Source organism: Aliiroseovarius sp. S1123, assembly GCF_023015885.1.
GTDB lineage: Bacteria > Pseudomonadota > Alphaproteobacteria > Rhodobacterales > Rhodobacteraceae > Aliiroseovarius.
In genome coordinates, this window is record NZ_JALKBE010000003.1 from 152,590 (window position 1) to 173,587 (window position 20,998).

17 protein-coding genes and 1 tRNA gene are annotated in these 20,998 nt (G+C 58.5%); 10 read left to right on the plus strand and 8 right to left on the minus strand.

The window, feature by feature from the left end:
- Positions 1 to 16: 16 nt before the first annotated feature.
- The 3 genes from MWU53_RS07535 (at position 17) to MWU53_RS07545 (ending at position 3,726) form a co-directional block, all read left to right on the plus strand.
- Positions 17 to 1,279: an FAD-dependent monooxygenase gene (locus MWU53_RS07535; protein ID WP_247092054.1), complete on the plus strand. Its 1,263-nt coding sequence runs from the start codon at positions 17 to 19 to the stop codon at positions 1,277 to 1,279.
- Positions 1,280 to 1,342: 63 nt separating this feature from the next.
- Positions 1,343 to 2,992: a sulfatase-like hydrolase/transferase gene (locus tag MWU53_RS07540; RefSeq protein WP_247092056.1), complete on the plus strand. Its 1,650-nt coding sequence runs from the start codon at positions 1,343 to 1,345 to the stop codon at positions 2,990 to 2,992.
- Positions 2,989 to 3,726 carry a hypothetical protein gene (locus tag MWU53_RS07545; protein ID WP_247092058.1) on the plus strand — a complete coding sequence of 246 codons (738 nt, stop codon included), beginning with the start codon at positions 2,989 to 2,991 and terminating at the stop codon, positions 3,724 to 3,726. The genes MWU53_RS07540 and MWU53_RS07545 overlap by 4 nt, the downstream gene beginning before the upstream one ends.
- A gap of 50 nt (positions 3,727 to 3,776) precedes the next feature.
- On the opposite strand, the gene MWU53_RS07550 is transcribed toward MWU53_RS07545, so the two are convergent.
- Complete coding sequence (locus MWU53_RS07550; RefSeq protein WP_247092060.1) at positions 3,777 to 5,111, minus strand: TadE/TadG family type IV pilus assembly protein; 1,335 nt, start codon at positions 5,109 to 5,111, stop codon at positions 3,777 to 3,779.
- 10 nt (positions 5,112 to 5,121) lie between these two features.
- Positions 5,122 to 5,541, minus strand: a complete 420-nt coding sequence (locus tag MWU53_RS07555; RefSeq protein WP_281501331.1) for a TadE/TadG family type IV pilus assembly protein — start codon at positions 5,539 to 5,541, stop codon at positions 5,122 to 5,124.
- Positions 5,542 to 6,051: 510 nt separating this feature from the next.
- Between MWU53_RS07555 and MWU53_RS07560 the strand changes: the two genes are divergently transcribed.
- Positions 6,052 to 7,035, plus strand: a complete 984-nt coding sequence (locus MWU53_RS07560; RefSeq protein WP_247092064.1) for a hypothetical protein — start codon at positions 6,052 to 6,054, stop codon at positions 7,033 to 7,035.
- A 284-nt stretch (positions 7,036 to 7,319) separates the two neighbouring features.
- Here the strand turns inward: MWU53_RS07560 and MWU53_RS07565 are convergent, their stop codons facing one another.
- Positions 7,320 to 8,012, minus strand: a complete 693-nt coding sequence (locus MWU53_RS07565; protein ID WP_247092066.1) for a tyrosine-type recombinase/integrase — start codon at positions 8,010 to 8,012, stop codon at positions 7,320 to 7,322.
- Positions 7,977 to 8,063: transfer RNA gene (locus MWU53_RS07570), tRNA-Leu, on the minus strand. The genes MWU53_RS07565 and MWU53_RS07570 overlap by 36 nt, the downstream gene beginning before the upstream one ends.
- 140 nt (positions 8,064 to 8,203) lie before the next feature.
- Between MWU53_RS07570 and MWU53_RS07575 the strand changes: the two genes are divergently transcribed.
- Entirely contained in the window at positions 8,204 to 9,190 is a 987-nt protein-coding gene (locus MWU53_RS07575) for a complex I NDUFA9 subunit family protein (protein ID WP_247092068.1), read from the plus strand.
- 51 nt (positions 9,191 to 9,241) lie between these two features.
- Here the strand turns inward: MWU53_RS07575 and MWU53_RS07580 are convergent, their stop codons facing one another.
- On the minus strand, positions 9,242 to 10,045 hold the full coding sequence (locus MWU53_RS07580) for an undecaprenyl-diphosphate phosphatase (RefSeq protein WP_247092071.1): 804 nt from the start codon (positions 10,043 to 10,045) through the stop codon (positions 9,242 to 9,244).
- A gap of 244 nt (positions 10,046 to 10,289) precedes the next feature.
- On the opposite strand from MWU53_RS07580, the gene MWU53_RS07585 reads away from it, so the two are divergent.
- Together MWU53_RS07585 and gltB are read left to right on the plus strand one after the other, a co-directional pair.
- Positions 10,290 to 11,723 carry an NAD(P)-dependent oxidoreductase gene (locus MWU53_RS07585; RefSeq protein WP_247092072.1) on the plus strand — a complete coding sequence of 478 codons (1,434 nt, stop codon included), beginning with the start codon at positions 10,290 to 10,292 and terminating at the stop codon, positions 11,721 to 11,723.
- A 58-nt stretch (positions 11,724 to 11,781) separates the two neighbouring features.
- Positions 11,782 to 16,320, plus strand: coding sequence for a glutamate synthase large subunit (gltB, locus tag MWU53_RS07590; RefSeq protein ID WP_247092074.1), 4,539 nt, complete (start codon positions 11,782 to 11,784; stop codon positions 16,318 to 16,320).
- 50 nt (positions 16,321 to 16,370) lie between these two features.
- Here gltB and MWU53_RS07595 read toward each other — a convergent pair whose 3' ends face one another.
- The gene (locus tag MWU53_RS07595) at positions 16,371 to 16,877 is read right to left on the minus strand and encodes a hydrolase (protein WP_247092076.1); all 507 of its coding nucleotides are present in this window, start codon (positions 16,875 to 16,877) and stop codon (positions 16,371 to 16,373) included.
- A gap of 110 nt (positions 16,878 to 16,987) precedes the next feature.
- On the opposite strand from MWU53_RS07595, the gene mtgA reads away from it, so the two are divergent.
- The 3 genes from mtgA to queG all read left to right on the plus strand — a co-directional run bounded on the left by mtgA (position 16,988) and on the right by queG (position 19,545).
- Positions 16,988 to 17,722, plus strand: a complete 735-nt coding sequence (mtgA, locus tag MWU53_RS07600; RefSeq protein WP_247092078.1) for a monofunctional biosynthetic peptidoglycan transglycosylase — start codon at positions 16,988 to 16,990, stop codon at positions 17,720 to 17,722.
- Positions 17,723 to 17,776: 54 nt separating this feature from the next.
- Entirely contained in the window at positions 17,777 to 18,442 is a 666-nt protein-coding gene (locus tag MWU53_RS07605; RefSeq protein ID WP_247092080.1) for a glutathione S-transferase family protein, read from the plus strand.
- A 68-nt stretch (positions 18,443 to 18,510) separates the two neighbouring features.
- Entirely contained in the window at positions 18,511 to 19,545 is a 1,035-nt protein-coding gene (gene queG, locus MWU53_RS07610; protein ID WP_247092521.1) for a tRNA epoxyqueuosine(34) reductase QueG, read from the plus strand.
- On the opposite strand, the gene MWU53_RS07615 is transcribed toward queG, so the two are convergent.
- Together MWU53_RS07615 and MWU53_RS07620 are read right to left on the minus strand one after the other, a co-directional pair.
- A complete protein-coding gene (locus MWU53_RS07615; protein ID WP_247092082.1) occupies positions 19,542 to 19,970 on the minus strand; it encodes a hypothetical protein in 429 nt (142 codons plus the stop codon). The two genes, queG and MWU53_RS07615, sit on opposite strands and share 4 nt — an antisense overlap.
- 64 nt (positions 19,971 to 20,034) lie before the next feature.
- Positions 20,035 to 20,901, minus strand: coding sequence for a branched-chain amino acid aminotransferase (locus MWU53_RS07620; RefSeq protein ID WP_247092084.1), 867 nt, complete (start codon positions 20,899 to 20,901; stop codon positions 20,035 to 20,037).
- Positions 20,902 to 20,998 lie beyond the last annotated feature (97 nt).

The following is a 20,998-nucleotide window of genomic DNA, read 5'->3' on the forward strand; positions in this document are numbered from 1 at the left end:
AACGACAGGACGACGCATGGACAATCCCAAACAGCGGGGGCAGAAAGAGGGTATGACACATGATGCCGATATCCTGATCGTTGGCGGAGGCCTGAACGGCCCTGCCCTTGCGCTGGCTCTTGGAGACACCGGGTTCAAGGTGACCATGATAGACGCGTTGCCGAAGGGCGCGCGCGGGGGCGATGACTTTGACGGGCGCGGTTATGCGCTGGCGTTGGCGTCGCAACGGCTTCTGGTCGCGCTTGGCGTTTGGCCGCAAGTTTCAGAAAACGCACAGCCGCTTCTGGACATCCGCATTTCCGACGGTCGCCCCGGCGAAGGCCCCGGCCCGTTCGTGTTGGAGTTCGACCACGCCGAGATCGACGAAGGCCCGATGGGCTATATGGTCGAAGATCGCTTCCTGTCCCGCGCCTTCTTGGACGCAGTCGAGGCGCACCCGAATATCACGCTGATTGATCAGGATACAGTGGTGGATCAGGTGATCGAACCTGCCTCGGTCACGTTAGAGCTGGCCTCGGGCAAACGTCTGACCGGGAAGATGGTTGTCGGCTGTGACGGGCGCAAGTCCGGCACCGGAGAACGCGCGGGTATCAAGCGGCATGGGCATGATTACGGGCAGACATCCTTGGTCTGCGCGATTGATCACGAGCTGCCGCATAATGGCGTCGCGCACCAGTTCTTCATGCCCGCTGGCCCCTTGGCGATCCTGCCGCTGCCGGGCAACCAGTGCTCGATCGTCTGGACAGAAACCCATGACGAGGCCGCACGGATTCACGCGCTGGACGACGAAGGGTATCTAGAGGAACTGCGTCCGCGCTTTGGCTCGTTCCTGGGCGAGATCAGTCTGGCCGGAAAACGCTTCACCTATCCGCTGAACCTGACGGTCGCGAACAGCTTTATCGCGGATCGTCTGGCATTGGTGGGCGATGCTGCCCACGGGATGCACCCGATTGCCGGTCAGGGTCTGAACGCAGGTTTCAAAGACGTGGCAGCGCTGGCCGAGGTCCTGACTCTCGCCCGCCGCCGTGGTGAAGATATTGGCCGTCTGGACGTGCTGGAACGCTATCAGCAATGGCGCCGCTGGGATGTATCGCAGATGGTGATGATGACCGAGGCGACCAACCGGCTGTTTTCCAACGACAATCCCATCCTGCGCGTGGCGCGTGACATCGGATTGGGCGCGGTGAATGCCATGCCCGGCCTGCGCCGCAACTTCATCCGCGAGGCCGCCGGCCTGACCGGAGACCTGCCGCGCCTTTTGCAGGGCCGCCAGATCTGATCGCCCATTGCTGATCAGCCTCCCCTGCCCTACCGTGCCGGAAAGGCTCACGGGAGGACAGACATGAACATTCTTTTCATCATGTATGACCAGCTGCGGTTTGATTACCTCAGCTGCGCTGGCCACCCGACGCTGAAGACCCCCAATTTCGACCGCGTGGCGGCGCGTGGCGTGCGCTTTACCAATTGCTATGTGCAATCCCCGATTTGTGGCGCCAGCCGGATGAGCACCTATACCGGGCGCTATGCCTCGTCCCACGGGGCGCAATGGAACGGCTTCCCGCTGCGCGTGGGCGAGCACACGATGGGCGATCACCTGCGCGCGGCCGGGATGGACTGCTGGCTTCTGGGCAAGACGCATATGAAGGTGGATGCCGAAGGGATGAAACGCCTTGGCATCGCGCCCGACAGCGTCATCGGTGCGCGTCAGGCCGAGTGCGGCTTTGACGTTTGGGTCCGCGACGATGGGCTGTGGGCCGAGGGGCCGGATGGGTTCTATGATGAAAAACACTCTCCCTATAATGCGTACCTAAAGTCGAAGGGTTACGAGGCCGAGAATCCGTGGTCGGTCAATGCCAATGCGGGCGTCGAGGGTGGAGAAATCGCCAGCGGCTGGATGTTCGACAATGCCGACAAGCCCGCCAATATCCGCGAGGAAGACAGCGAAACCGCGTGGCTGACATCGGAAACCCTGCGCTTCATGGATCAGGCCAAGGGGCCGTGGTGCGCGCATGTCAGCTATATCAAACCGCATTGGCCCTATATCGTACCCGCGCCTTATCACGACATGTTCGGGCCGAACGATGTGCCGCCCGCAGTGCGCTCGGATGACGAACGCCAGAACGCGCAGCCCGTGTTTGACGCCTTCATGCACAACAAAATCGCCGCCGCCTTCCAGCAGGACGAGGTCCGCCGCAAAGTGATTCCCGCCTATATGGGGCTGATCAAGCAATGCGACGATCATCTGGGGCGTATTCTGGATCATCTGGACGCCACCGGGCAGGCCGATGACACGATGATCGTGCTGACCTCTGACCATGGGGATTATCTGGGCGATCACTGGCTGGGCGAGAAGGATTTGTTCCACGAACCCTCCGTGAAAGTGCCGCTGATCATCGCCGACCCTCGCGCGTCCGCCGATGCCACGCGTGGCACCACCTGCGACGCGCTGGTCGAGGCGATCGACCTTGCCCCCACCTTTGTCGAGGTTGCTAGCGGAGACGTGGCCGATCACATTCTGGAAGGTCGCAGCCTTATGCCGTGGTTGCGGGGTGAGACACCGGATTGGCGTGATTTTACAATCAGCGAGTACGACTATTCGTCCACACCCGTCTGCGACAAGCTGGGCGTCAGCCCCCGTGATGCACGGCTGTTTATGGTCTTTGACGGGCGCTACAAATTGATGCACGCGGAAGGCGGCTTGCGCCCGATGCTATTTGATCTGGAAACCGACCCGGACGAGCTGAACGATCTGGCGCGTGGCAACACCCATCAGGATCAGATCGCGCGGCTATACGAGATGCTGGGCCAATGGGGCCGGAGGATGAGCCAGCGTGTCACCAAATCCGACGCCCAGATCGAGGCAGGACGCGGGCGGTCGATGCGCCGTGGCATTCTGCCCTTCCTGAAAGACGGTTCCGAAGTGCCGGACGAGCTGACCGCCGCTTATCGCGGCCCAGCCCCGGACAACCATGTGCAGGACGACGAGGCGTGATCCGGGCGCATCTGGCCACCTTTCCGAAGCGACAACACCTGCTGCTGGACGCCGTCAAAAGCATCGCGCCGCAGGTGGACAAGGTCTTTGTCTGCCTTAACGAATACACCGCGCCGCCGCCCGGCTTGGACACAATCCCCAACGTCGAGGTTATGATCCCGGACGCGGACCTGAAAGACGCGGGCAAATTCGCGTTTCCGGTAGCGGCGGATGACATCGTCTTCACCATTGATGACGACATCATCTATGCCGGTGACTATGTGGCGCGTACGCTCGCCTTCACCGACAGGCTGGACCTCGCGACAAATACGCTTGGATATCAAGCGCATGCCTTTGTTTTCAAAAAGCAGCAAGACAGCTTTGGCTGGCGGAACTTTGCGTTTGGGAAGAAGTGCCCTCAGATCTTCAAGGTCGACCTTCTGGGCACCGGGACCGCGTGTTTTCTGGGCAAGAACTGCCCGACATTGGCCGAAATTCACCCCTGCGCCGGGTTTGTCGATCTGCGGTTCTCACGGCTTCAGACAAAGGCGGGCGTAACCATGTGGGCGCTGCCCCGGGACGAAGGATACCTGACCAACAACCTGCCGGACGCGCTGTGGGAGACCTCGCTGTTCAATACGGTGAACCTGAAGCGGCCCGAGAACCTGAAGCACGAGGTGCGCCAGCTGTTGCAGGAGCGCACGCCGCATTCCGGGCTGAAGCTAGACAAGGTCCTGAAAGAGCGCAGCGCATAGAAAAACCGGCCAGACGCAACGCGCCCGGCCGGTTTCTTTAAAGCACGATCTTAGTAAGCCATACGGAAGTATTCGGCTTCGTAGATGTTGGTCATCCCGGTGCCGCAGAAGCCCATATCGCCATTTGCGGTCCCGTCAATTTCGCCCCCTGCGATAAAGGACGCACCCTCGATCCCATTCGCGTTCGCGGTGAATGAAATGTCGTCTTTGGCGATAATCTGGCTGCCATAAACATGGATTTTCGAGGCAACCGACACACTCCCCAGTGTCATCAACACGCTACCACCACCATCAGCACAACCATCATTCTTGCCGAGGGTAAAGCTGGAGCTCGAATTGATGGATTTGGCATCGGTATTGGTCGTTGCGATCACCGAATTTTCAATGCGCAATGCCTGACCGAACTTGATTACACAGTCGGTCACGATCACCACATCAGAAATCGCCGTCGGCTCGTCGATCGTCAGAGTACCGTTTTTACCGCACCCGACCACGTGAACCCGATCCTTGGTCAGATCCGACATCATAAGTTTGTCGCTGTTCTTGAGCGTTAGGTACTTAACTGTATCCAGCGGATCAATGAAGTCCGGCAGGTATTCGGGATCCCGGTCTTTCAAACCCTGAATGATATAGGGCAGTTTGTTGACAAGGCGCAGGCGGTAATAGCCATCACGCAGTGCCGCTTGCAGACCCTCGTTCTTTTCCCACCCGGACGATGGCAAATCAACGTCACCGATATCGGGCATCGAGACGACTGTACCCGTTTCAAACGTGTTGTTGTTGTTCAAAGATACGTGGTCGTTCGAATGGATGCAGAACCCGTTCTTATAGGCGTTGTTCGACTGCACATCGATGCGATCATCCGCCACGAACCCTTCACGGAAGCAGGTGGGGCGGAAGGTGGTGAACACCGACTGGACCGACATGTCATAATTCACATAGCCCAATACGCGCAGAACAAAGGTCGACACAGGGTTCGACTTCGAATTCAGACGCGTCGAATAGACATGGACAGCCGATCTGGAATTGGCGCTGGGGGTGAACTTCTCGGTCGAGGGGTCCCATTTACCGAAGGTGATGTCTTTTGCTTCAATGACATCGCCATACGTCGCTTTCGGCATACTTGCTTGAACCAATGCCAGCGCTTGTGTTTTCGCTTTGGCGGGATCGGTTTCAAAATCACGGCGATACAGCGCCGCATGCGCCGTCAAGTCGGCCGAGATCTGCAGCTGCGTGCGCGCCGTCATCAGGTTGTGCATGTCGATCGCCAGACCTCCGACCAGAACGATCGCAGCGAAAAGGAACAATCCGAAAATCGTGATGGCTCCGTTTTCATCTTGTCTGAAGCGGCGGATGCGGCGGAGGGCGAAAGAGGTATGGGTCATGGCGGTCACATTAATACTCTACGAAATGTTGCGATTGGGCAGAGATCGAGAAGCCTGTAAGAATATTGAACTTTCCATTAAAGATCAGATCTGACACCGGAATCGACGCCGTTGTCGTGATCACCCCGGTCGACGAATTGATGGTGGTCTTTACCGTCCCATTGCTCGAAAAGCCCGAAATCCGATCTTTGATATAGGTCTGCGTGGCGGCCTCAGCCGCGGCTTTTTCGAGCCCGCCTCCGATGCGTCCAACCGACAAAGCGCGGTTCGCGTCTTGAACAACGCGCATCATGATCGATTGCTTATAGAACACGAAGGACGCGTTAATGATCAGAATGAAAATCATGAATAGCGCCGGCAGCCACAAAACCGTCTCAACGGTTGCAGTCCCATCCTCGTTCAAGATTTTATCTTTGGTTCGCTTATTCATCTCACCTGCTCAGGATTCGAAAGCTCAATACCGTTTAAACTTTAACTGGTAACTTTGCCGTCAAGAAGGAAAAAAGAGCCAGGAATGTGTGCAAAATGTGGCATTTCACCCAATCACCTGTACTTTTGTATAGGTTACCGTATCGCACCTGCCTAAAAGGTTAAAATCAGCGGCACACAGCCGTCACATTTCGGCCCAACAACCATGTCGACACGAATCGGCCAAAGCTTTGATCCGGGTGAAAATTCCGCTGTAATGAGAGAGTGGTGCCCAGAAGAGGCAATCGAACTCTATATCAATATTTTAATATCAATGAGTTAGGTGTCTGGTGTTTCGAGAAGCGGTCCAAGGAGTGGTCCTTAGCAACCTCTAGACATCCAATCCCTCATACAGGTGAATGCTGTTCTCATGCACTTTCCTCAGCGCGCCTTCACCCAATGCCAGAGTTGGGATATCTCCTTTCCTCCTATGCCAGGTAAGCAGTGGCACTGTTTTGTTGACGATAAGGCAATGAGCACAAAATCCATCAGCTCTTTTGGCATGTTACTAGGAGCACTAATGCTTGTATTGGGCTTGGTTAACTCGGTCCCCTTGGCAAAGACTGCCGAAACATATGCGACTGAAATCGCTTCTGATTCAGTTAAAACCTACATTACGCTACGCGCGCTTAATGCTGTTCTCTCTTTCGCCCAAGAAGTCGAAGTCAGTGGGGGAGTGGTGATGGCTTCGGGAACAATCCAGCCATTCAAGGTCCTTGAGCCCGTAGATGATGCTGTTGAACGTCTATCAACAGCGATTTTCTTAACAGGATCAATCGCCTCACTCGTAACTGTTCTTCTTCCGATACTCGGGCATTCTAGTTTCATCCTGCTCGGTTTGGCTATTTTCGTTTTGTCAGGAATCCGTTTCATGGATGCATCCCGTCACCTTCACCCAGTGATCGTACAAAGCTTGGGAGGCTTTGCTCGAGTGGGCTTTCTTATCTATGCGGCAATCCTTGCTTTTGCATTTGCGAGCTGGATAGGCGACCGAGTATCCGAGAGTTCTTGGAAGGAATATTCAAACGTGCTGGAGGAAGTGACAAGCCAAATGCAAGTCCCAAATCCAGAGGAAGAAAATCAACAGTCAGATCTTAATTTCAACGACACTGAGAAACCGGAAACAGAAAGTGAAGATGTAGAGGGCAGCATCACTAATTCGCTCTCCGAAACTTGGTCTAGTGTATCAAGCTCGATTTCTAACGCGGGTGAGACGCTTAACTCGGGCGTAGATGCTGTTAAAGGCGCTTCTGGTCGAGTAATGAGCGCCGCAAACACCGCGCAGAAGTCAGCAAGAGTTATACTCTCGAGATCAGATGAACTCGTGTTTGCAATGATTTCCGTGTTGGCGGCCTTTTTGTTCAAACTCGTCGTTCTACCGTTGGCTATCTTCTTCGTTGTTGTTCGTCTAGAGGGCGCAACAAGACCTACTCACATGGTGAGTGCCACAGGTTGAAGTCTGAATTCATGCATTGTTAGCTATCGGGCTCGAAAAAAATAATGAGAACCATCCGCCCGAGCCCCACATAGGGACCCGGGCGAAGTTTTGGTTTGGTGATTAGCGACTCTCCAAGCTTCTGGTGACCACGTAGTCTGCGAGGGTTTGCCAATAGTGGTCAGCGTCACGGAATCCTTGGCATTGGGCAGCTAAATTTTCTGCCTGCTTGCGCGTAAGGCCACCATCGTATTCAGCAATGGCAACCCGCTCTTCGAAGGCGTCAATGTCAGGAACAGGATTACTCATTGTGTCACCGTTGGCGGCAATCTGATCTGATCGATGATTTGCCGCTTCTGGCTATTGCTGATCCCAGCAGAGTAGAGCCGATACGTGAGCTTGTTCCCAGAACGACTGGACTGATGCCCAACCAAGGACGCCGTAAAGTGTTCAGGAACACCCGTGCGCTCACACTGGGTGATGAACCACTTACGCGTTGAGTGGAACACCAATCCCGGGCGATCGAGACCCAGCTTCACCCGCATCTTCGCGAACTGCTTTGTCACGCGATCAACTGTAATACCGGGAAAGAGAGGTCCCTCCTTTGGAAGGTAGGGTAGCACGTCGTGCTGAATCACATCATGCACTGGCACGTCCCGCTCAGCTGTCTTGGTCTTCAGGGATCTCAGTGCGTTGGACCTGATCCGGTAGAAGCTCCCCAGATTGCCCTTGTTCGCGAGATCCTCCGCCAGAAGCCCACAGACTTCCCCAGAGCGCATCCCTGACAACAACGCGATGCGTAGGATACAGTCAACCCAATGGTGACGACAGGCAACAGTTTTCGTTCGCCCAAAACTGACATGTTTCGGTTCGATTTTGACGAAAGCGGTCCCATAAGTGGTCCCGAGCACAATGCTAAAGCGCTGTTTTCGTTTAACTTCATCGAGATAGCAGGGGGGAAATGGTGCCCAGAAGAGGACTCGAACCTCCACGTCCATACGGACACTAGCACCTGAAGCTAGCGCGTCTACCAATTCCGCCATCTGGGCACGGGTTGGTGAAGGGGGATTTAGTGTGACCGGTGGAGAGTGTCAACAGCATTTCTTTGCTTTTCTGCGATTCCGTTTGCGCCTTGCCGAAACGCGCTTTGAAAGCTATGCAAAAGCCAAGGAATTCAAGGAGAGCTTCCATGTCCAAGCTGGTCACGATTTATGGCGGTTCGGGTTTTGTCGGGCGCTATATCGCCCGCCGCATGGCTAAGCAGGGCTGGCGCGTCCGCGTTGCCGTGCGCCGTCCGAACGAAGCGCTGTTCGTAAAACCCTATGGTGCCGTCGGTCAGGTCGAGCCGATCCTGTGCAACATCCGCGATGACAACTCGGTCCGCGCCGCGATGCAAGGTGCAGATGCAGTTGTGAACTGCGTGGGTGTCCTGAACTCGATCGGGAAGAACAGCTTTGACGCGGTACACCATGACGGCGCAGGCCGCGTGGCCCGGATCGCAAGCGAAGAAGGCGTAGGCCAGTTGGTTCAACTGTCGGCCATCGGCGCGAATGCAGACAGCGACAGCGAATACGCCCGCACCAAGGCGCAAGGCGAAGCAGACGTTCAAGCCGCCTTCCCCGGCGCAGTGATCCTGCGCCCCTCAGTCATCTTCGGAACCGACGACCAGTTCTTCAATCGTTTCGCCAACATGACCCGCTTTGGGCCGGTCCTGCCAATCACCGGCGGCAACACCAAGTTCCAGCCGGTTCACGTGGACGACGTGGCCAAAGCTGCCGAGATGGCCGCTCTGGGTCAGGTCGAAGCGGGCATCTACGAACTGGGCGGCCCCGATGTGGAAACCCTGCGCGAGTCGATTGACCGGATGCTTGAAGTGACTCAGCGTCGTCGCCTTGTTCTGAACCTGCCCTTCGGCATTGCGCGCCTTCAGGCCGGGATCTTTGACTTGATCCAGTGGATCTCGGGCGGGCTGATTGCCGCGCCGCTGACCCGCGATCAGGTGACCAGCCTTGGCTATGACAACGTGGTTGCAGAAGACGCCAAGGGCTTTGCTGATCTGGGCATCACCCCGCGCGCCATGGCCGCGATCCTGCCGGACTATCTGTGGCGCTTCCGCGCGGGCGGGCAATATGCCGCCATCCAGAGCTCGGCCAAGAACCTGCGCACCGACGGCTAAGCCGACGGTTCATCAGTTAGGAAAGGGCGCGGTCTTCCGCGCCTTTTTTCGTTAGAGATAGGCAATGCCCAGCAACACCACGCCCAGCGCGATGCGGTAGATCACGTAAGGCGTGAAGCTGACCGAGCGCAGCAGCCGCATCATCAGGCTGAGCGCCAGAAGCGCCGCGACGAAGGAAAACACCGCCGCGATGGCGCCGTCGCGGGCCACCTGCGCATCTGCTGTGGCCGCAACCTCGACCCCCAGCAATACACCCGAGGCGATGATCGTTGGGATCGACATCAGCATCGCCAGTTTCGCGCCGTCTGACCGCTCGTACCCCAACGCCCGCGCACCCGAGATCGTGGCCCCGGACCGCGACGTGCCGGGGATCAGTGCAAGCGCCTGCCACAGACCCATGATGACGGCGTCCCGCAAGCTCCAATCATCCGCATTTTTCTGAACGCTGCCCTTTTGATCAACCCAATATAGCACCAGACCAAACAGGATCATCGTCCAGGCGATGACCTTGATCGACCGCATCTGATCGCTCAGCCCGGTTACTTTGAAAACGAGCCCAAGGAGCACGGCCGGGATCGTCGCAATCAGCAACAGGAAGGCCAACTTCGCACCCGGCGTATCAATCCGCCCCGTCAGCATCCGCGGGATACCGGCCAAACCGATCTGCACATCGCGCCAGAAATACAGCATCACCGCGCCCAGAGTGCCAACATGCACCGCCACATCGATCGCCAAACCCTGATCCGGCAGCCCGGTCAGATGGGGCACCAAAACCAGATGGCCCGAGGACGAAACCGGCAAAAACTCGGTGATTCCCTGTATGATGGCGACCAGAAGAATATGGGCAAGCGACATGCGCGGATCCTTGAAAACAAAGCTGTGCGGCAAGCTAAAGCAGCGGTCCGGAAAGGGAAGAGGCTTTATAGGTATGCATTGCTGTCCTAATTTTTGTCGCCACGACTAAGATTTAGCCTGCTTCGCACTATATTTTCGCATTTAGGTAAGTATTACTGCCTTTTCATTTCCAGCGAGTCCCCTTAAAAGCCAAACTCCAAGCCAAGAGTCTGCCCGAAAACGGGCCAGCCGAGGGAGAGCCAGGATGGCAAAGCAGCCTATGTTGAAATTCGTGTCGGTCGATCGGGACATGCCCGAAAAGCGCGCCGCCGAAACCCGTAAAGAAGACTTCAACGAGATCTACGCCGAGTTCGCCGCGCAGAAGGCGGCCGAGCAGGCCAGCCGCTGTAGCCAGTGCGGCGTACCTTATTGTCAGTCGCATTGCCCGCTGCACAACAACATCCCCGACTGGCTACGCATGACCGCCACTGGCCGCCTGAAGGAAGCCTATGCCCTCAGCCAGGCCACCAACACCTTCCCGGAAATCTGCGGCCGCATCTGCCCGCAGGACCGTCTGTGCGAAGGCAACTGCGTGATCGAACAGTCGGGCCACGGCACCGTGACCATCGGCGCGGTCGAGAAATACATCACCGACACCGCCTGGGAAAATGGCTGGGTCGAAGACATTACCCCTGTTGCTAACCGCTCGGAAAAAGTGGCCATCATCGGCGCTGGCCCCGGTGGTCTAGCCGCCGCTGACGTTCTGGTGCGTGCTGGTGTGAAAGTCACCGTCTATGACCGCCACGACCGCGCTGGCGGGTTGCTGACCTACGGCATCCCCGGCTTCAAGCTGGAAAAAGACGTGGTCATGCGCCGCGTGAAGCTGCTGGAAGATGCGGGCGTCGAGTTCGTTCTGAACTGCAATGTCGGCGAAGACATCACCTTCCAAGACATCCGCGCCCAGAACGACGCCGTTCTGCTGGCCACCGGCGTCTACAAAGGCCGTGACCTGTCGGGTCCGGGTGCTGGTGCTGACGGTATCGTTCCCGCGCTGGACTATCTGACCTGCTCGAACAAGCTGAGCTTTGGCGACACCGTGCCGGAATATGAAAGTGGCGAACTGAATGCCGAGGGCAAGAACATTGTCGTCATCGGCGGCGGTGACACCGCGATGGACTGTGTCCGTACCGCGATCCGTCAGGGCGCCAAGTCGGTGAAATGTCTGTACCGCCGCGACCGCGCCAACATGCCGGGTTCGCAGCGCGAAACGCAGAACGCCGAAGAGGAAGGCGTGGAATTCGTCTGGCTGTCGGCCCCCAAGGGCTTTACCGGCAATCCTGTGAACGGCGTGATCGTGCAGAAGATGCGCCTTGGCGCGCCCGATGCCTCGGGCCGTCGCAGCCCGGAAGTGATCGAAGGCTCGGACTATACCGAAGACGCCGATCTGGTCATCAAGGCACTGGGCTTCGAACCCGAAGATCTGCCGACCCTCTGGGGCGAACAGGATCTGCCCGTGACTCGCTGGGGCACCGTGAAAGCCTCTTTTGGCACCCACAAGACCGACCTGGACGGTGTTTGGGCCGTCGGTGACATCGTGCGCGGTGCATCTCTGGTGGTCTGGGCCATCCGTGACGGTCGTGAAGCAGGCGCCAACATTCTGGACAGCCTGAACGCATCCGCCGCTGTCGCTGCTGAGTAATCAAATTCAAGGGCCTGCAGGGCATCACCGCCCGCGCCCATCCGCAAGGAGAACCGAAATGACGAAATACGATGAAAACTGGGTCCGCCGCGAGGAAGCCAAGCGCGCCTTTATGAACGAGCACAGCCTCTATCGCGAAGAAGACGAGCACAGCTCGTGCGGTGTGGGCCTTGTGGTTGCCGTGGACGGCAAACCAACACGCAAAGTGGTCGAGGCCGGCATCGATGCGCTGAAAGCCATTTGGCACCGCGGTGCTGTTGACGCTGACGGGAAGACCGGCGACGGCGCGGGCATCCACGTGCAGATCCCGGTTCCGTTCTTCTATGACCAGATCCGTCGCACGGGCCACGAGCCGCGTCAGGACCAGCTGATCGCGGTTGGTCAGGTCTTCCTGCCCCGCACCGATTTCGGCGCGCAGGAAACCTGCCGGACGATCGTGGAAACCGAAGTCCTGAAAATGGGCTATCACATCTATGGCTGGCGCCACGTGCCGGTCGACATTGACTGTCTGGGTGACAAGGCCAACGCCACACGCCCTGAAATCGAGCAGATCCTGATCTCGAACTCGAAAGGCGTCGATGAAGAGCAGTTTGAGCGCGAGCTTTACGTAATCCGTCGCCGGATCGAAAAAGCCGCCAACGCAGCCCAGATCAGCGGCCTGTATATCGCGTCGCTGTCCTGCCGCTCGATCATCTATAAAGGCATGATGCTGGCCGAACAGGTTGCGGTCTTCTATCCCGACCTGATGGACGAACGCTTTAAGTCGACCTTCGCGATCTATCACCAGCGTTACTCGACCAACACGTTCCCGCAGTGGTGGCTGGCGCAGCCCTTCCGCATGCTGGCCCATAACGGCGAAATCAACACGTTGAAGGGCAACCTGAACTGGATGAAATCGCACGAGATCCGCATGGCGTCGGACGTGTTCGGAGATCTGGCAGAAGACATCAAACCCATCGTGCCGGGCGGGTCGTCGGACTCGGCTGCGCTGGACGCGGTGTTCGAGGTGATGGTGCGCGCTGGACGCTCGGCCCCGATGGCAAAAACCATTCTGGTGCCGGAAAGCTGGTCCAAGCAAGCCATCGACCTGCCGCAGGCGTGGAAGGACATGTATTCCTACTGCAACTCGGTTATGGAACCGTGGGACGGCCCCGCCGCCTTGGCCATGACCGATGGTCGCTGGGTCTGTGCCGGTCTTGACCGCAACGGCCTGCGCCCGATGCGCTATGTCGTGACCGGCGACGGCCTTGTCATCGCAGGTTCGGAAGCGGGCATGGTTCCGACCGACGAAGCCACGGTTGTGGAAAAAGGCGCACTTGGTCCGGGTCAGCTGCTGGCCGTGGATACCAAGGACGGCAAGCTGTACCACGACGTTGAAATCAAAGACAAATTGGCTGCGGCCCAGCCCTTCGGGGAATGGGTTGGCAAGATCAACGACATGGAAGAAAGCCTGTCGCAGATCGAAGAAAAGCCGCTGTTCCAAGGCGATGAACTGCGTCGCCGTCAGGTGGCTGCCGGTTACACGCTGGAAGAGCTGGAGCAGATTCTGGCCCCGATGGCTGAAGACGGCAAGGAAACGCTGGCCTCGATGGGCGATGACACCCCGTCGGCTGTTCTGTCGAACAAGTACCGCCCGCTCAGCCACTTCTTCCGCCAGAACTTCAGCCAGGTGACGAACCCGCCGATCGACAGTCTGCGTGAATACCGCGTGATGTCGCTGAAGACGCGTTTCGGCAACCTGAAGAACGTGCTGGATGAAAGTGGCGCACAGACGGAAATCGTCGTGCTGGAAAGCCCCTTTGTTGGCAACGAGCAATTCGTGAAGCTGACCGAGGCATTCAACTCGCCCATGACCGAGATCGACTGTACCTTCCCGGCAGGCGGCGATGAAAGCGCGCTGCGTATTGCGCTGGAAGACATCCGCGCCCAAGCGGAAGAGGCCGTGCGCTCGGGTGCTGGTCACCTTGTTCTGACCGATCAGGCGCAGGGCGGAGACCGCGTGGCGATGCCGATGATCCTAGCAACCTCGGCTGTGCACAGCTGGCTGGTCAAGAAAGGTCTGCGGACGTTTACATCGCTGAACGTACGCTCGGCCGAATGTATTGACCCGCATTACTTCGCGGTTCTGGTGGGCTGTGGTGCGACCACTGTTAACGCCTATCTGGCCGAGGATTCTCTGGCCGATCGTATCGAACGTGGCCTCTTGGATTGCTCGTTGACCGAAGCTGTCAGCCGTTACCGCGAAGCCATCGACCAAGGTCTGCTGAAGATCATGGCGAAGATGGGTATCTCGGTCATTTCGTCCTATCGCGGCGGCCTGAACTTCGAGGCCGTCGGCCTGTCGCGTGCGATGGTTGCGGAATACTTCCCCGGCATGACCTCGCGCATTTCGGGCATCGGTGTCAGCGGCATTCAGAAGAAACTGGTGGCGATCCACGCAGCCGGTTTTGGCGGTGGCGACAAAGTTCTGCCCGTTGGTGGTTTCTACAAGGCGCGCCGCTCGGGCGAGACGCACGCCTGGGAAGCCCAGACCATGCACCTGCTGCAATCGGCTTGCGACCGCGCCTCGTTCGAGATGTGGAAGCAGTATTCCGCACGTATGCGGGCGAACCCGCCGATCCATCTGCGTGACCTGTTGGACATCAAACCGATGGGCAAGCCGGTTCCGATCGAGGAAGTGGAAAGCATCAACGCGATCCGCAAGCGCTTCGTGACGCCGGGTATGTCGCTGGGGGCGCTGTCGCCCGAGGCACACAAAACCCTGAACGTCGCGATGAACCGCATCGGTGCCAAGTCGGATTCGGGTGAGGGCGGTGAAGATCCCGCACACTTCCACCCGGAACCCAACGGCGATAACCCGTCAGCCAAGATCAAGCAGGTGGCATCGGGCCGTTTCGGTGTGACCGCCGAATACCTGAACCAGTGTGAAGAGCTTGAGATCAAAGTCGCTCAGGGTGCCAAGCCCGGCGAAGGTGGTCAGCTGCCCGGCATGAAGGTCACCGACCTGATTGCGCGCCTGCGCCACTCGACCAAAGGCGTGACGCTGATCTCGCCGCCGCCGCACCACGATATCTACTCGATCGAGGATCTGGCCCAGCTGATCTATGACCTGAAGCAGATCAACCCGCGCTGTAAGGTGACGGTGAAGCTGGTTGCATCGTCCGGTGTTGGTACGATTGCGGCTGGTGTTGCGAAAGCGAAAGCCGACGTGATCCTGATCTCGGGCCACAATGGCGGCACGGGCGCATCGCCTGCGACCTCGATCAAGTTCGCCGGTCTGCCGTGGGAAATGGGTCTGACCGAGGCACACCAAGTGCTGGCGATGAACAACCTGCGCGACCGTATTACGCTGCGAACCGATGGTGGTCTGCGCACCGGTCGTGACATCGTCATGGCCGCGATGATGGGCGCCGAGGAATACGGCATCGGCACCGCCGCGCTGATCGCGATGGGCTGTATCATGGTCCGCCAGTGTCAGTCGAACACCTGCCCCGTTGGCGTCTGTACGCAGGACGAAGAACTGCGCGGCAAGTTCACCGGCAATGCCGACAAGGTTGTGAACCTGATCACCTTCTACGCTCAGGAAGTCCGCGAAATCCTGGCCGAGCTGGGCGCGCGTTCGCTGGACGACGTGATTGGCCGCGCTGATCTGCTGTCGCAGGTTTCGCGTGGGTCGGCGCATCTGGACGACCTCGACCTGAACCCGCTTCTGCTGGTGGTCGATGGTGCGGACAAGATCGTCTACAACCGCGACCGTGATCGCAATGCCGTGCCAGACACGCTGGACGCCGAGATCGTGCGCGATGCGCAGCGCTTCTTGGAAGATGGCGAGAAGATGCAACTGTCCTACACGGTGCAGAACACGCACCGCACGGTCGGCACGCGGATTTCCTCGCACATCGTCAAGCGCTTCGGCATGCGCAACTCGTTGCAGCCCGATCACCTGACGGTGAAGCTGCAAGGCTCGGCCGGTCAGTCGCTGGGTGCCTTCGCGGCCCCCGGTCTGAAGATCGAAGTGTCGGGCGACGCGAACGACTATGTGGCCAAAGGGATTTCCGGCGGCACCGTGGTTGTGCGTCCGCCGCTGGTCAGCCCGCTGGTTGCATCCGACAACACGATCATCGGCAACACGGTTCTGTACGGTGCGACCGACGGCTACCTGTTCGCAGCAGGCCGCGCGGGCGAGCGTTTCGCGGTGCGGAACTCGGGCGCGAAAGTGGTGATCGAGGGCTGTGGCTCGAACGGGTGCGAGTACATGACCGGCGGTGTCGCCGTGATCTTGGGCTCGATCGGTTCGAACTTCGGGGCTGGCATGACGGGCGGTATGGCGTACCTGTACGATCCCGACGGCGAGGCGCAGGACCATATGAACATGGAAAGCCTTGTGACCTGCCCCGTTGCAGTTGATCACTGGGAAGCCCAACTGAAAGGCCTGATCGAACGCCATGTCGAGGAAACCCGCAGTCAGAAGGCCACGGAAATCCTGCGTCACTGGGACAGCGAGAAGGCCAACTTCCTGCAGATCTGCCCGAAAGAGATGCTGAACAAGCTGCCCGCGCCCTTGTCGCTGGAAGCAGACGCAATTCCCGCCGAGTAACTTCGGCGCAGCAGACACACACAGGGCGGCCTACGGGCCGCCCTTTTTTGTTACAGGCGTGCCAGCCCCACAACATAGTTCTTGCCATAGACCTTCGCACAGCGCGGACAGGTGGTGTAGAAGAACCAGACCTCGGCATTTTTCGTGCCATGCTCTGCCGCAAGCGCCTGCATTTCATTGTACCAGTTCTTAGCCTCGCGATACCCGCCTTCAAAAACCTTGGTGACGAAATCACCCGACAGGGTGGTCATCTCTTCGGCGTCCACTGGCTTGTTTGCAGCGAACAGATGTTCTGCTTTCCACGACGACAAATCACGGCTCATCACGACGAAGTCGGACGCCTCATACACCCCACTGTCTTCCATATGCTTGAAAACGCGGGAAAACACCTTTCCCATATCGACAGGTACATGAAGAACCGAATGCGTTTTGGCCCTGACAAAGGGCTTATCCTTAAAATGAAGCGTCACGCCTTCCCAGGTGTCAGGTTTGAAAACGGGGCAACACCCGGTTGGATTATCGCTCATGTCATAGAACGGAAGCTTATTCATTTCCATTGGATCCTCCTTTCCTATGGGCATTTTGGCACGCCCCGAGGACCCGCGCTTTGATCCAGACCTTGACCCCCGCACGTTTGTCGTGGTCTGAAAGGTCTGTGGCACGAGCAATGAAAAAAAAGCCGGCGGCCAAGAAAAAGGCGCCGAAGACGAAGACAGACAAGACCAAGCCCGGAAAGTGGTTCAAACCAATCCGTTGGCTGCGTCGTGGGGTCTTGGCTGTGGTGATTCTTGTTGGCCTGACTGTCACCTCGTGCACGGTGATCAATCCGCCCACCACGCCCTATATCATTGCTGAAAAGATGCGGCTGGGCGACGTAGACCGGCAGTGGGTTGATCTGGACGACGTTGCTCCGGTCATGGCGCGGTCCGTCGTCGCCGCCGAAGACGCGAACTTCTGCCAGCATTGGGGCTTTGACATGGGTGCGATTCGTGCCGCGATCGAGGATGGCGGCAACCGCGGGGCGTCGACCCTGACCCAACAAGTCGTGAAGAACACCTTCCTATGGCATGGTCGTTCATGGCTGCGCAAAGTGATGGAAGCCGGGCTAACCCCGGCGGTCGAGCTGATCTGGACCAAGCGCCGGATCGTCGAGGTCTATTTGAACATTGCCGAGTTCGACGAAGGCGTCTTTGGCGTCGAAGCCGCCGCCCGCCATTACTTCGGCGTCGGCCCCGAGGAACTGACCGCCACGCAGGCCGCGCGGCTGGCGGCCCTGCTGCCCAATCCCAAGGAACGCTCAGCCTCGCGTCCGTCCCCCTTCGTGCGCAAACGCGCCCAGTCCATCATGGACGGAGCGGCCACGATCCGCGCGGATGGGCGCTCTGACTGCTTCGAGGATTGATCCCGTGACGCGTTCGGGGCAATACGGGGCATACTCCAAGACCAGAAGTTGCACATGAACCGCCTTTTCCACGTTCCCCTGTCCCCGTTCTGCCGCAAAGTGCGGCTGTCCCTTGCCGAAAAAAAGGTCGAGGTTGAGCTTGTCGAGGAACGCTATTGGGAGCGGAACCCCGAGTTTCTGCGTCGCAACCCGGCGGGCAAGGTGCCGATCCTGAAAATCGACGGGCGGCTGCTGACAGAAAGCGCGGCGATCTGTGAATATCTGGAAGAGAAATTCCCCGAGCCCGCACTTTTGCCCCGCGATCCCGAAAACCGGTACGAGGTGCGTCGGCTGGTCAGCTGGTTTGACGACAAATTCCATAACGAGGTGACCTCGAACCTGCTGTATGAGCGGGTGAACAAGAAGGTCATGGGCACCGGATATCCTGAAAGCAAGAACGTGAAAGCGGGTGCCAAGGCGATCAAGTACCATCTGGATTACATGGGATGGCTCTTAGAGCAGCGCCGCTGGCTGGCGGGGAACGAATTGTCGCTGGCCGATTTTGCCGCCGCCGCGCATCTGTCATCGCTGGATTACATCAGTGACGTGGACTGGAACCGGAACGCCAATGTGCGCGACTGGTACGCCAAGATCAAATCCCGCCCGGCGTTTCGGTCGATCCTTGCTGACCAGATCCCCGGCTTCCCCCAGCCCGCGCATTACGCGGATCTGGACTTTTGAGCCCCAGACCATCGCAGGGGGGCCGTCTGCCCGCCGATCCGGGTAAACCCGGCTCTCCCCCCGAGGATATTTCCGACAAGAAAAACGAGATTGTCGCGCAAGCGCAGGCCGAAGGCTTTGCCTTGGCGCGCGTGTGTCGGCCCGATGCGGTGCCCGAGATTTCCAAACGGCTGGAGCAGTTCGTGGCCGAGGGGCGGCATGGCGATATGGCGTGGATGGGCGAGCGGATGAACTGGCGCGGCAATCCTGCCGCCCTGTGGCCCGAAGCGCGGTCCGTGATCATGCTGGCCGAGCCCTATACGCCGGATCATGACCCTATGGCGGTGATCGGCCAGCCGGACCGGGCCGCGATCAGCGTTTACGCGCAGAACAAAGACTACCACGACATTGTGAAAAAGCGGTTGAAGCGCGTTGGGCGCTGGATGATCGATCGCTTCGGCGGCGAGATCAAAGTCTTCGTCGACACCGCACCCGTGATGGAGAAGCCCCTTGGCGCGGCGGCGGGTCTTGGCTGGCAGGGCAAGCACACCAATCTTCTGTCGCGCGAGTTAGGGAACTGGTTCTTTCTGGGGGCGATTTTCACAACGCTGGAGCTGCCTGTGGACGCGCCGGGGCGCGAGAATTGCGGGTCCTGCACCGCCTGTCTGGACGCCTGCCCGACCGACGCCTTTCCCGCGCCGTTCCAACTGGATGCGCGGCGCTGCATTTCCTATCTGACCATCGAGCACAAAGGCCCGGTGGACGAAGAATTGCGCGCGAAACTTGGCAACCGGATCTATGGCTGTGACGACTGTCTTGCAGCGTGCCCGTGGAACAAGTTCGCTTCTGATGCGCATGAAATCCGCTATGCCGCACGCGAGGATCTGTTGGCCCCGAAACTGGCTGAACTAATGGGGCTGGACGATGCCGCGTTCCGCCAGAAATTCTCGGGCAGTCCGATCAAGCGTATTGGCCGGGATCGGTTCCTGCGCAACGTGCTTTACGCCGTGGGGAACTCGGGCGATTCCACGTTTTTGCCTACGTTAGAGCCGCATGTGAACGATCCGGACCCGGTGGTCGCAGATGCAGCACGTTGGGCCAAAGCGCAACTACAGGCGGTCTAGCTGTCAGGCGTTTCAGGCGGCACGACCATGCGATAGGCCCCCACGGCTGCGTTGATCCCAGACGAGGCGTGCGACGCTGAATAGGGCCCGATGGTCGAGGCGCCGATCAGATAGGTCACCGTCATGTCCTGCCCTGGCACCGGCAGGCGTTTGACACTGCCAATCACACCCTTCGCTTCAAGCGCGCGTACAATATTCGCGCCCAACGCCTCGCTGGCTTTAGCGTCCTCATTCGGATCAAAGCGGATCACGATTGTCAGCAGCCCGCTTTCCTTGGCGGTCTTCTCGACCAACGCGCGTTTGGTGATGCCTAAGGGGCGAATCGTCGGGTCCTTGGTCACCCAATACCATGTCAGGGCCGCCACGGTCGGCAGCACCACGACCACGATGATCGCGATCAGGATTCTGAGATTTCTGGACAGCAAAACGCCCGCCCCCTTTGAATGGCATCAGCCTAGGGGACGGGTGTTCAAAAAGCGTTAAACGTCGTTAGCTGCGGACCAGCTTTTCGTAGCTTTCCGAGATGTCGCGGGTCAACGCACCCACTTCAAACGTATAGTCGCCGATCTGCCCAACTGGGGTGACCTCGGCCGCTGACCCGGTCAGCCAGCACTGTTCGAAATCAGCCAGTTCCTCGGGCATGATGTGACGCTCATGCACAGTGATGCCTTTTTCCTTCAGCATGCCGATCACCGTCTGACGGGTCAGGCCGTTCAGGATCGCGTCAGGAAGCGGCGTGTGAACTTCGCCATCCTTTACGAAGAAGACATTGGCACCGGTCGCCTCGGCCACGTAGCCACGATAATCCATGAACAGCGCATCCGAGCAGCCTTTGGCCTCGGCCGCGTGCTTGGACATGGTACAGATCATGTAAAGACCGGCGGCCTTGGCAGCGGTCGGGATGGTTTCGGGCGACGGACGCTTCCACTTGGCGATGTCCAGCTTGGCGCCTTTCATCTTGGCGTCACCGTAATAGTCGCCCCAAGCCCACGCAGCCACAGCCATACGCACCGGGTTTCGGGCAGAACTGACACCCATGTCTTCCCCCGCGCCACGCCACGCAACAACGCGCACGTAAGCGTTGGTCAGGCCGTTCGCCTCGACAACAGCCTGCTTGGCCGCTTCGATTTCATCCACCGAGTAAGGGATAGGCATGTCCATCATTTCGCCCGACTTCAGTAGGCGTTCCGAGTGCTTGCGGCTGAGGAAGATTTTGCCGTCATACAGGCGCTCGCCTTCAAAAACCGACGAAGCATAGTGCAGTGCGTGGGTCAGAATGTGGACGTTCGCATCGCGCCATTCGACCAATTGGCCGTCCATCCAGATCTTGCCGTCGCGATCATCATATCCGCTCATGTTTCCGTCCTTTCCAAGTCTGAGCCACAGTCAACTTTGTGGCGTTTTTCCATTTGTTGCGCGAAATCGGTCCGCATCGGACATAATATTTCGCGAA

Coding starts and splice junctions, on each gene's coding strand:
- MWU53_RS07535 (WP_247092054.1), top strand. CDS start 17: ATGGACAATCCCAAACAGCGGGGGCAGAAAGAGGGTATGACACATGAT.
- MWU53_RS07540 (WP_247092056.1), top strand. CDS start 1,343: ATGAACATTCTTTTCATCATGTATGACCAGCTGCGGTTTGATTACCTC.
- MWU53_RS07550 (WP_247092060.1), bottom strand. CDS start 5,111: ATGACCCATACCTCTTTCGCCCTCCGCCGCATCCGCCGCTTCAGACAA.
- MWU53_RS07555 (WP_281501331.1), bottom strand. CDS start 5,541: ATGAATAAGCGAACCAAAGATAAAATCTTGAACGAGGATGGGACTGCA.
- MWU53_RS07560 (WP_247092064.1), top strand. CDS start 6,052: ATGAGCACAAAATCCATCAGCTCTTTTGGCATGTTACTAGGAGCACTA.
- MWU53_RS07565 (WP_247092066.1), bottom strand. CDS start 8,012: ATGGACGTGGAGGTTCGAGTCCTCTTCTGGGCACCATTTCCCCCCTGC.
- MWU53_RS07575 (WP_247092068.1), top strand. CDS start 8,204: ATGTCCAAGCTGGTCACGATTTATGGCGGTTCGGGTTTTGTCGGGCGC.
- MWU53_RS07580 (WP_247092071.1), bottom strand. CDS start 10,045: ATGTCGCTTGCCCATATTCTTCTGGTCGCCATCATACAGGGAATCACC.
- MWU53_RS07585 (WP_247092072.1), top strand. CDS start 10,290: ATGGCAAAGCAGCCTATGTTGAAATTCGTGTCGGTCGATCGGGACATG.
- gltB (WP_247092074.1), top strand. CDS start 11,782: ATGACGAAATACGATGAAAACTGGGTCCGCCGCGAGGAAGCCAAGCGC.
- MWU53_RS07595 (WP_247092076.1), bottom strand. CDS start 16,877: ATGGAAATGAATAAGCTTCCGTTCTATGACATGAGCGATAATCCAACC.
- mtgA (WP_247092078.1), top strand. CDS start 16,988: ATGAAAAAAAAGCCGGCGGCCAAGAAAAAGGCGCCGAAGACGAAGACA.
- MWU53_RS07605 (WP_247092080.1), top strand. CDS start 17,777: ATGAACCGCCTTTTCCACGTTCCCCTGTCCCCGTTCTGCCGCAAAGTG.
- MWU53_RS07620 (WP_247092084.1), bottom strand. CDS start 20,901: ATGAGCGGATATGATGATCGCGACGGCAAGATCTGGATGGACGGCCAA.